14 protein-coding genes are annotated in these 14,902 nt (G+C 66.7%); 13 read left to right on the forward strand and 1 reads right to left on the reverse strand.

Annotated features, from left to right (window positions below):
* Positions 1-16 precede the first annotated feature (16 nt).
* From N5I32_RS12205 to N5I32_RS12265, 13 genes are all read left to right on the forward strand, one after another.
* On the forward strand, positions 17-1,957 hold the full coding sequence (locus N5I32_RS12205; protein ID WP_261496156.1) for an AAA family ATPase: 1,941 nt from the start codon (positions 17-19) through the stop codon (positions 1,955-1,957).
* Complete coding sequence (locus tag N5I32_RS12210; protein WP_261496157.1) at positions 1,957-2,574, forward strand: hypothetical protein; 618 nt, start codon at positions 1,957-1,959, stop codon at positions 2,572-2,574. Before N5I32_RS12205 ends, N5I32_RS12210 begins: the two co-directional genes overlap by 1 nt.
* A complete protein-coding gene (locus N5I32_RS12215) occupies positions 2,571-3,917 on the forward strand; it encodes a DUF6638 family protein (RefSeq protein WP_261496158.1) in 1,347 nt (448 codons plus the stop codon). The genes N5I32_RS12210 and N5I32_RS12215 overlap by 4 nt, the downstream gene beginning before the upstream one ends.
* Positions 3,914-4,189: a hypothetical protein gene (locus tag N5I32_RS12220; RefSeq protein WP_261496159.1), complete on the forward strand. Its 276-nt coding sequence runs from the start codon at positions 3,914-3,916 to the stop codon at positions 4,187-4,189. The genes N5I32_RS12215 and N5I32_RS12220 overlap by 4 nt, the downstream gene beginning before the upstream one ends.
* 7 nt (positions 4,190-4,196) lie before the next feature.
* Entirely contained in the window at positions 4,197-4,871 is a 675-nt protein-coding gene (locus N5I32_RS12225) for a DUF1523 family protein (RefSeq protein ID WP_261496160.1), read from the forward strand.
* A 101-nt stretch (positions 4,872-4,972) separates the two neighbouring features.
* The gene (gene deoC, locus N5I32_RS12230) at positions 4,973-5,947 is read left to right on the forward strand and encodes a deoxyribose-phosphate aldolase (protein ID WP_261496161.1); all 975 of its coding nucleotides are present in this window, start codon (positions 4,973-4,975) and stop codon (positions 5,945-5,947) included.
* Between the two features lie 49 nt (positions 5,948-5,996).
* Positions 5,997-8,351, forward strand: coding sequence for an aldehyde dehydrogenase family protein (locus N5I32_RS12235; protein WP_261496162.1), 2,355 nt, complete (start codon positions 5,997-5,999; stop codon positions 8,349-8,351).
* Between the two features lie 65 nt (positions 8,352-8,416).
* Entirely contained in the window at positions 8,417-9,787 is a 1,371-nt protein-coding gene (locus tag N5I32_RS12240; RefSeq protein WP_261496163.1) for a hypothetical protein, read from the forward strand.
* A gap of 95 nt (positions 9,788-9,882) precedes the next feature.
* Entirely contained in the window at positions 9,883-11,178 is a 1,296-nt protein-coding gene (locus N5I32_RS12245; RefSeq protein ID WP_439648195.1) for an ABC transporter substrate-binding protein, read from the forward strand.
* Positions 11,179-11,239: 61 nt separating this feature from the next.
* Complete coding sequence (locus tag N5I32_RS12250) at positions 11,240-12,121, forward strand: branched-chain amino acid ABC transporter permease (protein ID WP_261496164.1); 882 nt, start codon at positions 11,240-11,242, stop codon at positions 12,119-12,121.
* Positions 12,118-13,062: a branched-chain amino acid ABC transporter permease gene (locus tag N5I32_RS12255; RefSeq protein ID WP_261496165.1), complete on the forward strand. Its 945-nt coding sequence runs from the start codon at positions 12,118-12,120 to the stop codon at positions 13,060-13,062. The genes N5I32_RS12250 and N5I32_RS12255 overlap by 4 nt, the downstream gene beginning before the upstream one ends.
* A complete protein-coding gene (locus tag N5I32_RS12260; RefSeq protein ID WP_261496675.1) occupies positions 13,059-13,757 on the forward strand; it encodes an ABC transporter ATP-binding protein in 699 nt (232 codons plus the stop codon). Before N5I32_RS12255 ends, N5I32_RS12260 begins: the two co-directional genes overlap by 4 nt.
* Positions 13,758-14,453 (forward strand): ABC transporter ATP-binding protein, encoded by a 696-nt coding sequence (locus N5I32_RS12265; RefSeq protein ID WP_261496166.1) that lies wholly within the window; start codon positions 13,758-13,760, stop codon positions 14,451-14,453.
* Here N5I32_RS12265 and uraH read toward each other — a convergent pair whose 3' ends face one another.
* Positions 14,454-14,813 (reverse strand): hydroxyisourate hydrolase, encoded by a 360-nt coding sequence (uraH, locus tag N5I32_RS12270; RefSeq protein WP_261496167.1) that lies wholly within the window; start codon positions 14,811-14,813, stop codon positions 14,454-14,456.
* Positions 14,814-14,902 lie beyond the last annotated feature (89 nt).

The raw sequence follows: 14,902 nt of genomic DNA on the forward strand, positions 1-14,902 counted from the left end.
GGTTCGAGGGTTATCGATGACGGCGCCGCTGAACGAGATGGAACTGAAGGAAGCCGAGATCCGGGCGCATTATGCGTCTGCGACCGAGATGCTGATGGGCATAGACCACGCGCCGCGCATCGGCACGCCCCGGCTTTCGCTCCCCGCCGCGGAGAAGTCGCCCGAGGTCGCCTCCATGCAGCGCCGCTTCCGTTCCACCACACCGGGGCTGGTGACGCGGTCGACGGCGCGGACCGAAGGGATTCGGCTGCTGGACCGGATCGCGGATACCGACGGAGACGATCCGCTGACCTCGGCCACGCAGGCGGCGGTGGCGCACGGGCTGCGGCGGGCGCTGGCCATCGCGCTGGCGGTCGGCGAGCATTTCGCCGGCCAGACCGCGCTGGTCGAGTTGAAGAAGGCCAACCTCGAGAACCGCTTGCCGCGGGAACGCGCGACCGAGTTTTCCGAACTGCTCTCGGCCGAGGCGCTGGCCGTGCTCTACACCTTCGGCAATGCGCTCGCCTATCTCCTGGCTGCGCAGGCGAGCGAGCAGGCGGTGGAGGTGGGTGCGGTCGAGGAGGTGCTGACCGACAACGCGCCGCTTGCCCTCCACGGCGCGCTCTGGGAACTGGACCAGAAGATCGGGCTGCACGCAACGACCGAGGCGCTTCTGGTCGCCACGGTGCTGGGTTTTGCCGAGCAGCTGATGGCGAAGGTGCGCGCCCGGGCGGAGGGCGCGCCGCGGCTGGCCACCTTCACCGGCGCCAACTATCGCGTCAAGGCCGACGATTTCCCGATCTCGGGGTTTGAGCCGGCCCGCAAGGCGCGCGGGTCGACGCTTGTGATGACCTTCAGAAAACCGAACGAGGTCGTCGGCAACCACATCGCCAAGTATCAGGCGATGCGGCTCGCGAAGATGCTGATGGCCTACGACTTCGAGAAGCGGCTGAACCCCTTCGCCGAGATGGGCGGCTTCATCTTCACCTTCATGGGCGACGGCAAGCCGGGGACCGGCAAGACGACGCTGATCCAGATGATGGCAGGGCTTCTGAACGACTACTGCCAGGTGGCGAAGTATCCGTTCCGCTACCAGAACCTGTCGATCGACAATGTGGATTCGTATCAGGGCAAGTCGGGGCAGAACGCGAAGGCTTTCATCACCAACGTGATGGACCCCGCGGTCATCGGATTCGGCACCATTGACGACATCGACCAGGTGGCGGGCAAGCGCGGCGACCGCCAGTCGAGCGCGGGCCAGCAGGAGATCACGGCGGTGCTGATGGAGGCCTTTGCAGGCGCCAATACGGTCGTGCGGGGCAACTGCACCTTCGGCATGTTCTCCAACTACCCCGAGAACGTGGACGACGCGCTGCGGCAGCGGGCCGGGGCGCGGTTTCTGGTCGACGGGCCGCAGACGCGGGAGGATTACATCGACATCCTGGCGCTGCTCCTGGGCAAGAACCACGCGATCCCGCTGGGGAACCACGAGCTTTACGCCGCGCAGGAGATCAAGCGGGCGGTGGCGGAGAGCTTCGAGAAACATGCGCGCCCGGCCGAGGACGGGCTGGTGCAGGTGTTCGAGGCGGTCCGGGCGCGGATCGGCGAACTGGACACGATCGCCAAGCTGGGCGCCTACCTCAAGGCGATCCAGGAGGCGGACGAGCGTTTCACCGGCCGCGCGATCAAGAACATCACCGACGCGGTGAAGGTCCGCGCGATGGACTTCGAACTGCCCGACGAATGGATGGAGCAGCCGGAGCTGTTCCTGTTCAAGGGCTATGACGAGAAGCGCGCGATGATCACCGAACTGCGCCGGCCGATCACCGTCGAGATGGTGGTGCAGGAGATCAACCGCTACGCCGACAGCGAGTTCCGCTATGCCGACAAGTCTGACGAGGTGGCCATCGAGGGGGCCGTCAGGGACATGCGGCGGATGGAGGAGGCCAAGCGGCGGTATCTGGAGGGGAAGGGGTGATGGGCCCGGAGTCTTGGAGTGCGCTGGCGAACTGGGTGATGGCTGGCGCAGCGGTCTTGGCGGCGTGCGCCGCACGGTCAGGTTTGAACTCGTGGAAGAACCAAAACATTTGGACTGCTGACGCCGAGTTAGCTCGTCGTATCTTGATCGCGCTGTATCGGTTTCGTGACTCACTCTATGCAGTAAGACATCCTGCTATGTTTGCTGGTGAAATGCGCTTGGATGCCGAACAGGAATCAAAGCTTTCGGAAGTGGAGCAGCGTCAGGAAAGTGTGAGAAGTGCCTATTCAAGGCGGTGGTCGCGCCATCAGGAGCAAGCAATCGAGCTATCATCCCTGATGATCGAAGCGGATGCGGTGTGGGGTGAAGAACTTTCCAAAAAAGTATCTGAACTGAGGAAGCTTGAGCGCGAACTCTGGGCCTACATCAATCTTTACCTCGATGCGCACTACAGCAGAGACACCGAGCTGGCTCGCGAGTATCGCAAGATCCTCAAAGGGGAGCGGAATATCCTCTACGACATGTTGAAAGAGGACGACGTGTTTCGGATGGATTTCGTGAAGGCGCTAGCGCCAGTGGAGCGCTACCTGCGAGGCAAGTTGGGGCGAGGCAGATGAACCGCCTCATCACCCGCGGCCTGATGTTCGGCAACCTGATCCCGGTGGACAGCCCCGCCCTTGTCGAACGCTACAACCGGGCGCTGAAGGCGCTGACGGGGAAGACCACCGCGCTGGCCGACTTCCACATCGACCTGTCGGGGTATTCGCCGGAAATCGGCGACGAGCTGGGCGATGACCTCTACCTCAACCGGAACGGCTGCAACCGGCAGTTCATCCTGCTGACCACCGACCAGAAGACCGCGCCGCTCCTGAACGCGAAGTTCTCCACCTCGCGCGGGATCCTCACCCGCTTCATCGAGGAGAACGAGGCGGAGCTGTTCACGCTGACCGCGCGGGACGCGGTGGCCGGCGAACTGGAAAACACCGTCTTCGACCTGACCGAGCCGAAGCGGCTGTTCGACATCCGCCGCGTCACGGTCGTCGCCGACACCACCGGCAACCATATCGCCGAGGGGCGCAGGCTTTCCCAGCTTGTCGAACGGTTCCGGACCGAGGAGGACGGCTGGTGGGACGATGTGCTGATCGCCGAGATGATCGGCCTGGCGGCAAAGACCGGCGATGTGACGAAGAATCCGGTGGCGCTGAAATCCACGGTGTTCGAGCAGGGCAATTTCTGGACTGCGCATTTCGGCGGCGTCTACCTGTTCCGGGACATGGAGCATCCAGCCGCCATCTCGGTCGGCCCGAAGGAGAAGCTGGGGCCCCTGCCGGTCAAGCATGTCTTCGACCTCGAGGATCGCAACCAGGTCGCCCAGTTCCTTGAGCTGAACAACCTGGTGGAGCCCATCGTGAACGCGCGCGGCCTCGACGCCGGGGCGGTGCTGCGCCAGAAGATGGACTTCATCCTGGTCGATGCCGCCGCCCGGCTTGGCCTCGACACCGGCGCGGGCACAAGGCGCGACCTGCGCCAGATTGCCGGCACGTTGGGCAACCGCCTGCCGGAGGAGTTCGAGGGGCTTGCCGCCCTTCTGCGCTGGGTCGAGACCGGGGGCCGGTGGCCGCGCATCACCTCGGCCCATCCGGCGTATTTCTACACGCTCCGGTCCCGGCCCCATAAAGACCGCGACCTTGTGAACATGCTCCTGTCGGAGCTTTCGCCACTGGACGTTCGCCAGCTTTTCATCTGCCACAAGGAACTGTTCTACGACATCTACCGGGCCTGGCCGGACGCGAAGAAGGACTTCGTCGCCGACTTCCTGGCGCGCGAATACCAGATGGACAAGAACGGCACCCGCCGCGCGCTGTTCGGGGACGAACCGCCGATGACGCCCGGACCCTGGGATCGTGATATCGTCGGGACCGTGGGCCCGTGGGGCGCGGTCAGGAGGGAGCGAAGATGATCGGTTTTGTCCGCCTCGCCATATTCGGCTTCATCGGCATGACCATCGCCTATCTCCTCCTGTCGGTCTATTCCCGCTCGGTCGAGCGCGAGCGGCTGGAGAAGGAATGGGACGGCGACCCCGCGAACGGGGATGACCCGGACGCGCGCGATGCCTATATCGAGACGGGCCTGGCCGACTATCGCCGGAGCCTGCGCCGGAAGCTGATCTGGCTTGTCTACGTCATCCCGACCCTTGTCGTGCTGACGCTGCTTTACCTGAACGATACGTGAGGCGACGATGAGATACGCGAAATGGACCATCCTCACTTTGCTGGCGCTGACCGTCTTCGGCTTTTTCCACTACACGCTGCCACAGCACGACATCGTGCGGATCGTGAACACGTATCAGGAACGGCAGGACCTGGACGACTGGACGCGGATCTTCTGGGCCAGCCCGGACGATCAGGCCACCGGCCTGATCAATCGCGACGTGCAGTTCATCCAGGCTGTGGACGCGGACGGCAAGCCGCATGTCTACCGCAATGAGGATACGGGCTGGTCCTGGCCGCCCTATTTCAAGTTCGACACCGCCAACCTCCAGACCCAGGCCGAGGATCTGAAATCCACCGCCGAGGCGCCGAAATGGGTTTCCGTCACCCACTACGGCTGGCGCATCGTCTATCTCTCGACCTTCCCGAACGCGATTTCTGTCAGGCCGGTGGAAGGGCCGGACGCCACCATCATTCCCTGGGTCAACATCGTTATCCTGACATTCCTTGCGGTTATCCTGTTCATGCTCCGCCGCATGTGGCTCCAGTTCCGCGAACGCATGATCGACCCGATGGTCGAGGACGCGGAGGAAGCCTGGGACAGCGTCGATGCCCGCGCCGATCAGGCGGCGGCGAAGGCCCGCGGGCTCTGGGGCCGGTTCCGGGCTTGGCTCGACACCTGGAAGGGGAGACCGCGGCGTTAAAATCCTGACCGTGTGGTCAAATTCCTTCGTTGCGAAGGGGCGCGACATTCGCTAGCGTCCCGCGGTATGATCGCCGTGACAACGCAGCCAGAGGTGCGCCCATGACGGCCGAACGGGCCCAGCCCCTGTCGCACAACCAGCGCAATCCGGGCGTTCCCCTGACGCTCGACTGGTTCGACCACATCGCGGTGAACACTCCGGCCGCCGAACGCCGTGCGGCGACGTTGACGACGCGACGGACGGTGAAGAAGGAATGGCAGGCGGCCTGGCTCGTGAATGCAATCCGCTGCATGGACCTGACCACGCTCGCGGGCGACGATACACCGGACCGGGTGCGCCGGCTGTGCGCAAAGGCGCGCCAGCCCGTGGCCGATCACATCATGGCGGGCCTTGGCCTTGACCGGCTGACGACGGGTGCGGTCTGCGTCTATCCCACGATGGTCTCCCCCGCGGTCAAGGCGCTGGCGGGCAGCGGCATTCCAGTCGCCTCGGTCGCGACCGGCTTTCCGGCGGGGCTGATGCCCCTGAACCTGCGCCTGGCAGAGATCCTCTATGCCGTCGATCAGGGGGCGGAGGAAATCGACATCGTCATCACCCGCGCCCATGTCCTCGACGCCAACTGGTCAGCACTCTACGACGAGATCGCCGCCATGCGTGAGGCCTGCGGGCCCGCCCACCTGAAGGCGATCCTCGCCACGGGCGACCTGAAGACGCTGCGCAATGTCTACAAGGCGTCGATGGTCGCCATGCAGGCCGGCGCGGACTTCATCAAGACCTCGACCGGGAAGGAGGGCGTGAACGCCACGCTGCCCGTTTCGCTCGTCATGGCGCGGGCGCTGCGCGACTACGGCGCGCGCACGGGCTTTCGCGTGGGGTTCAAGCCCGCGGGAGGCATGAAGACGGCGAAGGACGCCCTCGCCTGGCAGATATTGATGAAAGAGGAACTGGGCAACGACTGGCTGCGCCCCGATCTCTTCCGTCTCGGCGCGTCCTCGATGCTTGCCGATATCGAACGCCAACTGGAACATCACCTGACCGGGCGCTACGCGGCCTCGTCCCGCCATGCGCTGGCATGAGCGGGGTGGAACCGACCTTCAGACCCGGAACAACAGACAGAGCGAGCCGATGCCCAGCGTGACGGAAATTCTTGAGAGCATGGACTACGGACCGGCCCCGGAAGCCACGGGCGAGGTGACGAAGTGGCTATCCACACGCGGAAGCTTCGGCCACTTCATCGGCGGCCGCTTCACCGCGCCGGGGCAGACCTTCGATGTCAGGAACCCCGCCACCGGCGATCTGCTGGCGAAGGTGACGCAAGGCACGGCCGCCGATGTCGCCGCCGCGGTCAAGGCTGCCCGTTCCGCCCTGTCCCGCTGGTCCAGGCTTTCGGGGCATGAGCGCGCGCGGCATCTCTATGCGCTGGCCCGCCACATCCAGAAGCGCGAGCGCTTCCTTGCGGTGCTGGAAACGCTCGACAACGGCAAGCCGATCCGCGAGACGCGCGACATCGACGTGCCGCTGGCTGCGCGCCATTTCTACCACCACGCCGGCTGGGCCGAGGTGCTGGCAGACGAGTTTCCCGGCCGCGGCCCGGTGGGGGTCTGCGGGCAGATCATCCCGTGGAACTTCCCGCTCCTGATGCTGGCCTGGAAGATCGCGCCCGCGCTGGCGGCGGGCAACACCGTCGTCCTGAAACCCGCCGAATACACCCCCCTGACCGCGCTCGCCTTCGCAGAGATTTGCGCCGAGGTCGGGCTGCCGAAAGGGGTCGTCAACATCGTCACCGGCGACGGAGCGACCGGGGCGGCGCTGGTCGCGGCCGAGGTTGACAAGATCGCCTTCACCGGCTCCACCGAGGTCGGGCGGGCGATCCGCAGGGCCACGGCGGGCACGGGCAGGAAGCTGACGCTGGAACTTGGCGGCAAGTCGCCCTTCGTCGTCTTCGCCGATGCCGATATCGACGCCGCGGTCGAGGGCGTGGTGGACGCGATCTGGTTCAACCAGGGCCAGGTCTGCTGCGCCGGGTCGCGCATCCTGGTGCAGGAGGGGATCGCGCGCGACTTCACCGAACGGCTGGCTGTGCGGATGGGCAAGCTGCGCGTGGGTGATCCGCTCGACAAGTCGACCGACATGGGCGCGATCGTCGACCCGGTCCAGCTTGCCCGCATCCGCGATCTGGTCGCGCAGGGCGAGGCGGAAGGCGCGGTGCTGCATCAGGCGCCCTGCCGGTTGCCGGACAGGGGCAGTTTCTATGCGCCGGGATTCCTGACCAACGTGGCGCCGGCCAACATCCTCTCCGAGGTCGAGATCTTCGGCCCGGTCGCCACGCTGACCACATTCCGCACCCCGGACGAGGCGGTGGAACTGGCCAACAACACCCGATACGGCCTTGCCGCCTCGATCTGGTCGGAGAACATCAACCTGGCTCTCGACGTGGCCTCGAAGGTCAAGGCGGGGGTGGTCTGGATCAACGCCACCAACGTCTTTGATGCGGGCGCCGGCTTCGGCGGCTACCGCGAAAGCGGCTTCGGCCGCGAGGGCGGGCGCGAGGGGATGGGCGAATACCTTACAGAGGTTCCGGTGAAGGCGAAGGCGGAACCGGCCCCGGTCGCCCCCGACGCGGCACCCGTGCCGGAGGCCCCGGCCGGGGCGGACCCGATCGACCGGACGGCAAAGCTCTACATCGGCGGCGCGCAGAAGCGCCCGGACGGCGGCCATTCCTACGCCGTGCGCGGCAAAGGCGGGGTCATCGGGCTTGCCGGACTTGGCAACCGCAAGGATATCCGCAACGCGGTCGAGGCCGCGCACAAGGCCTCCGGCTGGGGCAAGGCCACCGGCCACAACCGCGCGCAGGTGCTTTACTACCTGGCCGAAAACCTGTCCGCGCGGGACGCGGAATTCGCCCGGCGCCTTGCCTCCGCGCGGGTTCCGAAACCGCAGGAGGAGGTCGCGACGGCTATCCGCCGCGCCTTCTGGTATGCGGCACAGGCCGACAAGTTCGACGGCGCGGTGCATGCGACGAAGTCGGCCCATGTGACGCTCGCCATGCCCGAACCCTTCGGGGTTATGGGCCTGGCCTGCCCGACTGACGCGCCGCTTCTGGGGTTCCTCAGCCTCGTGCTTCCGGCCATCGCCATGGGCAACCGCGTGGTCGCGATCCCCTCGCAGAACATGCCGCTCGCCGCCACCGATCTTTACCAGGTGTTCGACACCTCGGACTTGCCCGGCGGCGTCGTCAACATCGTGACCGGGCCGCGCGACGAGCTTGCAAAGACGCTCGCCGGCCACGACGACGTGGCGGCGATGTGGTACTGCGGCAGCGCTGCCGGCGCGGCCATGGTCGAGGCGGAATGCGCGGGCAACCTCAAGGCGACCTGGATCGTCAGGAACCGCGACTGGCTTTCGGCCGAGGGGCAGGGGCGTGGTTTTCTGGATCACGCCACGCAGATCAAGAACATCTGGGTGCCCTACGGCGAATGAGCGCCCGTTGCCTGCCGGTCCCGTTTCGGCCACTCTCGCGCCGAATGGGGGTGCCGATGCATCGCATGGCCGTCACGATCCTTTCCGCGCTGCTCCTGCCTGGGGCGGCTTTTGCCCACGCGACGCAGCGGGCGGTGCTGCACACGCTGCCAACAACGCCCTATCTTGTTGCCGCTGGTGCTGCGGTCGCGCTGTCCGCGCTGATCGTGACCTTCGCTGCCCGCGTGCCGGCGCCGCGGTCCGTCCGGCTGATCTCGCGCCCCGTGGTGCCGCGCGACCTTGGCAGCTGGTTTTCTGCGCTCCTTCTCGGCCTGCTGGTCTGCGTGGGCTTCTTCGGCAACCGCGACCCCTTTGGCAACCTGCTGACGCTCACCGTCTGGATCGTCCTTTGGGTCGCCCTCACGCTGGCGGTTGCGGTCTTCGGCAACCTCTGGCGCGGCCTCGATCCCTGGACGGGGCCGGTGCGCGCGGCGCGGCGCGCGCTGGGGCGCAGGGGAGGTATCGGCCTGTCGCGGCTTGGCCACTGGTCCGCGGTCGCGGGATACATGGGGTTCGCCTGGTTCGAGATCGTCTCGCTCGCCCCCGCAGATCCCGCCGTGCTGGCGCGCGCCGTCCTTCTCTACTGGGTCACGATCTTCGTGCTTGCCGTGGCCGAGGGGGAGGACTGGCTGGAGAAGGGCGAGTTCCTGACGGTCTACTTCGGCTTCGTTGCGAAGATCGCGCCGCTCTGGGCCGAGCGTGACAACGGCCGGCTGACCTTTCGCCTCGGCTGGCCGGGCGCGCAGATCGTCGGCATGGCGCCATTGACCCTTTCGCAGGCCGCCTTTGTCACCGCGGTCCTCGCCTCGGTCAGCTTCGACGGGCTGCATGAGACGTTCTGGTGGCTGGCGCTGATCGGGATCAACCCGCTCGACGTGCCGGGGCGGTCCGCGGTGATAGGGGTGAACACGCTGGGCCTTCTGGCCACCTGGGCGGTCATGTCGGGACTGATCGCCGCCGCGATCCGCGCGGAACTGGCGCTGTCCGGCCGGGTCGCGCTGTCCTTCGGCCGCGCGGCCGGGCCCACCGTGCTGTCCTTCCTGCCGATCGCCACGGGATACCACGTCGCGCATTACCTTGTCGCGTTGCTCTCATCCGGCCAGTATGTGCTGGTAGCCCTGAACGACCCTTTCCACCGCGACTGGGCGCTGCTCGGGTTGCCCGAGCACTGGGTCGGCTTCGGGTTCCTCGTGCGCGAGGACTCCGTCCGTCTGATCTGGCAGGCGCACTGGGCGATCATCCTGTCGGCGCATCTGCTGGCCGTGCTGCTGGCCGCCCACATCGCGCGCGCCGCCGGATTGCAGACGCGGCGCATCGCGCAGCTTCCTGTCGCCGCACTCATGGTGCTTTACACGGTGTTCGGCCTCTGGCTCCTGTCCACCCCGGCCGCGGGCTGAAAAAACCCTTGGACTTTTCATTTGCATACGCACAATCTGAACCGAAGGCGCGGGCGCGGAAAGCCGCGCGCCAGACCCAGCAGCGGAGATGACACATGACATCCAGACTGATCGGAAAATCCCAGAGCCGTCGTTCTGTCCTGACGGGCATGGCGGCAGGTGCGGGCGCGCTCGCGCTGCCCTCGTTCTTCCCCGGCTACACGCATGCGCAAAGCAGCGAGCCTATCCGGCTGGGCTTCCAGCTTCACCGTACCGGCATCGGCGCCTCCTATGGCCGCTGGTACGAACGCACCGCCACCGCGGCGCTCAAGGTGCTGAACGAGGCCGGCGGCATCAACGGCCGCCCGGTCGAGATCATTTTCGAGGATGACGGCACCGACCCCGCCCGCGGGGCCGAGGTCTTTGGCAAGCTGGCCACGCAGTCGAACTGCGATCTGGTCTTCGGCGCGCTCTTTTCCCACGTCGTGATCGGCACGGCGCCGCGCGCGGCGGAACTGAAGGTGCCCTATCTCGTGTGTTCCGAGGGGCATCACGTCGCCTCGGGCATGCTGAACCGCTGGACGCTGCAACCCGGCATCACCGATGTGAAAAGCCAGGTGCAGGGCATGGCGCCCTGGGTCGCGGGCAACCTTGGCAAGAAGGTCACGATGATCTTCCCCGACTTCGCTTTCGGCCACGACCACCGCGACTACTTCACCGCCGCCATCGCCGCGCAGGGGGGCGAGGTGATCGCCCAGATCGCGATTCCCCCGACCGAAACCTCGTTCACCCGCTACTTCCCGCAGATCCCGGCCGAGACCGAGGTGATCTATCACGTCATGGTGGGCCCCGCCGTCCTGACCTTCGTCAAGGAACTGGGCGAATTCTACGGCTCGGGCGCGCGGCCGCAGCTTTTCGGCTTCATCGATTCGCTCGAAGCGGTCGACATCGCCTCTCCCGGCCTCGAGTTCCTGGAAGGGTCGCATTTCTGGGAAGGCCACCCGCGTGTCAAGCAGGCCGACGCCTCGGAGCACGAGGTGTTCTACCGCGCCGCGGTGGGGGTTGACGACAACGGCGCCTCGGTCACCGACCCGGCGGACGTGGCGACCTATGCCCACATGTTTTCCACCTGGGAAACGCTTTTCGTCATCAAGGCGGGGATGGAGGCGGCCGGCTATCAGGGCCCGGCAGACCGTCAGAAGCTGGTCGAGGCGATCGAGGCGATGACCGAGTTCGCCGAAAGCCGCGAACATCCGCAGGGGGCCAAGACCTTCAACGGCAAGACCCACCAGGCCTTCGGGTTGCAGTCGATCACGCAGGTTCAGGGTGGCAAGCTGATCCGCGTGCACCAGACCTCGCTCGAGGACGGGTACTATCCGGACGAGGTCGACTATACCTCGCAGTCCTTCTGACCGCTGTCGAACCGGGCGGGGGCGTGCCGCGCCCCTGCCGCACTGACGTCAGAGGATCTGCGTGAGCTTCGGACCCTTCCTGCTTCTGGCCCTGATGGAGGGCATGGTGACCTCGGCGGTGCTCGCGCTTGCCGCGGTCGGGCTCAGCCTCGTCTTCGGCATCATGCGCGTGGTCAACGTCGCGCATGGCGAGTTTTTCATGCTGGGCGCGGTTTCGGCCTGGTTCGTTTCGCAATGGGTGCCGGGTCCGCCTGCCGTGGCCTTCGTCGCGGCGCTGATCCTGTGCCCGCTGTTCGTCGCCGCCATCGCGGCGCTGGCGGACATGGTGGTGCTGAAGCGCCTGAACTACCAGCCCGAGGCGACGATCGTCGCCACCATCGGCCTTCTCTATATCCTTCAGCAGGCGGCGTTGTCGTTCTACGGTCCCGATGCGCGCCCGGTGCCGGCGCCCTTCAACTTCCGCGTCCAGCTGCCATGGTTCGGCTATTCCGGCTACAAGATCGCGGTCGTCGCGGCCTCGGCCCTGGTGCTTCTGGGGGTCTGGCGGCTTCTGGCGAAAAGCCGCGTCGGCCTGATCATGCGGGCGACGCAGTATGACCGCGAGACCGCCCGCGCCTTTGGCATCAACGTGGACCGCGTCTATGCCGGCGTCTTCGCGCTGGGCGGCGGGCTGGCCGCGCTGGCGGCGGTGCTGATCGTACCAATCCAGCAGGCGCACTACCTGATGGGGACCGACCCGCTGCTCCTCTCTTTCATCGTCGTGATCATCGGCGGGCTGGGCAGCCTGCGCGGCACGGTCATCGCCGCCCTTCTGATCGGGCTGTCGGACGGGGTCATCTCCACCTTCTTCGCGCCGACCCTGGCCAAGATCGTGGCGACGCTTCTGGTCGCCCTCGTCCTCGTCTTCCGCCCGCAGGGTCTGTTCGGGAGGCGCGCGCTGTGACCGTCGCCACCCGGATCTGGGCCGTTCACCTTGCCGTGCTCGCGCTCCTCCTGGCGGGCGGATTCCTGTTGCCGGCCTACCACCAGACCAACGTCGCCAAGGTGATGGTGCTGGCCACCTACGCGATGGGCTACAACATCGCCTTCGGCTACACCGGCCTGCTGAGCCTTGGCCACGCGCTTTTCTTCGGCGCGGGGCTTTATGGCGCGGGCATGCTGGTGCAGCACGCGGGCGTCGGCGCCGGTCCCGCAGCATTGGCGGGGATTGTCGCGGGTGGTCTTGCGGCGGCGGTGGTCGGGCTCCTCGCGCTCAGGACGCAGGGTGTTGCCTTCATGATCGTCACGCTGATGTTCGCGCAGGCGGGTTACCTGACCATCCTCTACAACACGGCCTGGACACGCGGCGACGAGGGCATCGTCATCGCGCGGGAGGCGCGGGTGCTGATGGGGTTCGACCTGTCGGCCGACCTGCCGCGCTACTTCGTGGGCCTGGGCCTTTTCGCGGCCGGGCTGGTGCTGAAACTGTGGCTCGTCCGCTCGCCCACCGGTCGCGTGATGGTGGCACTGCGCGAGAACGAGGAGCGCAGCCGGATGCTCGGCTACGACCCCTATGCCCGCAAGCTGGCCGCGCTGGTGATCTCCGGCCTTTACGCGGGCGCGGCGGGGGCGGCCTACGGGCTGCTGTTCGGCTATGTGGGCGCCAGCCTCGCCTCGACCCAGTATTCGATCCTGCCGCTGCTCTGGGTCCTGCTGGGCGGCGCGGGCACCGTCCTTGGCCCGCTGGTCGGTGCGCTTCTCATGTTCTACCTCATCGACTATTCGAGCGCGTTCACCACGGCCAGCCTTCTGGTCGTCGGCGCGGCGCTTGTCCTTCTTGTCCTCTTCGCGCCGAAAGGCATCCTTGGCACGCTTCGCGACAGGTGGCTGAAATGGCTGCCGTGACGCTGCTCGAGGCGCGGGGCCTGACTCGCCACTTCGGCGGGCTGAAGGCCGTCGACGGGGTGGATTTCGACCTGGCCGAGGGGGAGATCCACGCGCTCATCGGCCCGAACGGTGCGGGCAAGACCACCTTCGTCAGCCTTCTGTGCGGTCGCGTCCCGGTGCAGGCCGGCACCATCCGCTTTGCCGGCGCCGACATCACCCGGCTGCCCGCGCACAAACGGGTCGGGCGCGGCATCGCCTACACCTTCCAGATCACCCAGATTTTCGCCAACCTGACCGTCTTCGACAACGTGGCGCTGGCCGTGCAGCGCCGGGGCGGGCCGCTGGACGCGGACACCCGCGCGGCGCTGGAGCGTGTGGGCCTTGCCGACCGCGCGGACCAGATCGCGGGAACCCTCAGCTATGGCCACCAGCGCGTGCTCGAGATCGCGATGGGGCTGGCGTTGAAGCCGCGCCTCCTCATCCTCGACGAGCCGACGCAGGGCCTGGCCAATGCCGAGATCGACACGTTCAAGGCGCTGGTGCGCCAGGTCGTGCCCGAAACCACGGTGCTTCTGATCGAACACAACATGGACGTGGTCATGGACCTGGCGGAGCGCATCACAGTCCTGAACTTCGGCGAGGTTCTGGCGACCGGAACCCCCGCGGCGATCCGGGCCAACCCGGCGGTGCAGGCCGCCTATCTGGGGGGCTGAATGCTGACGCTTTCGGGCATCGACGCAGGCTATGGCGCGGTTCAGGTCCTGCGCGCGCTGACGATCGAGGCGCGCACCGGCGAGGTGCTGTGCGTCATGGGCCGCAATGGTGCTGGCAAGTCCACCATGCTGAAGACAATCATGGGCCTTGTCCCCGCCACGGCTGGCTCCATCGTGCTCGACGGGCTCGACGTTACCGGCCTTCCCGCGCACGAGGTGCCGCGCCACGGCATCGGCTATGTCCCGCAGGGCCGCAGGCTGTTCGCCGAACTGACGGTCGCCGAGAATATCGAGATCGGCCTGATGACCCGCCGACGCGGCCAGCGCACGCGCGAAGAGGTGCTGACCCTCTTCCCGCGCCTGCGCGAACGCCTGAACCAGGTGTCGGGCACGCTTTCGGGCGGGGAACAGCAGATGCTGGCCATCGCCCGCGCGCTTTGCCTCGAACCCAAGGTGCTGCTTCTCGACGAACCGACCGAGGGGCTGCAACCCTCGATGATCGCGCTGATCCGCGACACGGTGGTGGCGCTGAAGGCAACCGGCGTGGCCACCATCCTCGTCGAACAGAGGGTCGACGCGGTTCTGTCGGTCGCCGATCGCGTGGCCTTCATGACCGGCGGCACGGTGGCCGAAACGGTCGATGCCGCGGGGCTGACGCCCGCTGCACCGCAATTCGCCGCCTATGTGGGCGTCTGATCAGCTGCCGCGATAGGTCGAATAGCCGAAAGGCGACAGCAGGAGCGGCACGTGATAGTGCGCCTCCGCGTCCGAGATGCCGAAGCGGATCGGGATGACGTCCAGAAATCGCGGCGCCTCGGGCGGGGCGCCGGTTGCGTCCAGATAGGCCCCGGCGTGAAAGACAAGCTCATAGCCGCCGGTGGCAAAGGCCCCCTTCGGCAGGATCGGCGCATCGGTCCGCCCGTCCGCGTTCGTGCGCATCCGAGCCAGCGAAACCCGTTCACCGCCGTCCAGCCGGAAGAGTTCGATCTCCAGCCCCGCCGCCGGCACGCCCCGCGCGGTATCCAGCACATGCGTCGTCAGATAGCCCTCGGCCATGATCCGCCCTCCATTCCGGTCGCGTGCATCATGCGATGGACGACACCGAAATGCGACCGCCCCGGATTCCGAAAGCTCTTTCGGGATTT

The organism is Albidovulum sediminis, assembly GCF_025380365.1.
GTDB classification, from domain to species: domain Bacteria; phylum Pseudomonadota; class Alphaproteobacteria; order Rhodobacterales; family Rhodobacteraceae; genus Albidovulum; species Albidovulum sediminis.

Coding starts and splice junctions, on each gene's coding strand:
- N5I32_RS12205 (WP_261496156.1), top strand. CDS start 17: ATGACGGCGCCGCTGAACGAGATGGAACTGAAGGAAGCCGAGATCCGG.
- N5I32_RS12210 (WP_261496157.1), top strand. CDS start 1,957: ATGGGCCCGGAGTCTTGGAGTGCGCTGGCGAACTGGGTGATGGCTGGC.
- N5I32_RS12215 (WP_261496158.1), top strand. CDS start 2,571: ATGAACCGCCTCATCACCCGCGGCCTGATGTTCGGCAACCTGATCCCG.
- N5I32_RS12220 (WP_261496159.1), top strand. CDS start 3,914: ATGATCGGTTTTGTCCGCCTCGCCATATTCGGCTTCATCGGCATGACC.
- N5I32_RS12225 (WP_261496160.1), top strand. CDS start 4,197: ATGAGATACGCGAAATGGACCATCCTCACTTTGCTGGCGCTGACCGTC.
- deoC (WP_261496161.1), top strand. CDS start 4,973: ATGACGGCCGAACGGGCCCAGCCCCTGTCGCACAACCAGCGCAATCCG.
- N5I32_RS12235 (WP_261496162.1), top strand. CDS start 5,997: ATGCCCAGCGTGACGGAAATTCTTGAGAGCATGGACTACGGACCGGCC.
- N5I32_RS12240 (WP_261496163.1), top strand. CDS start 8,417: ATGGCCGTCACGATCCTTTCCGCGCTGCTCCTGCCTGGGGCGGCTTTT.
- N5I32_RS12245 (WP_439648195.1), top strand. CDS start 9,883: ATGACATCCAGACTGATCGGAAAATCCCAGAGCCGTCGTTCTGTCCTG.
- N5I32_RS12265 (WP_261496166.1), top strand. CDS start 13,758: ATGCTGACGCTTTCGGGCATCGACGCAGGCTATGGCGCGGTTCAGGTC.
- uraH (WP_261496167.1), bottom strand. CDS start 14,813: ATGGCCGAGGGCTATCTGACGACGCATGTGCTGGATACCGCGCGGGGC.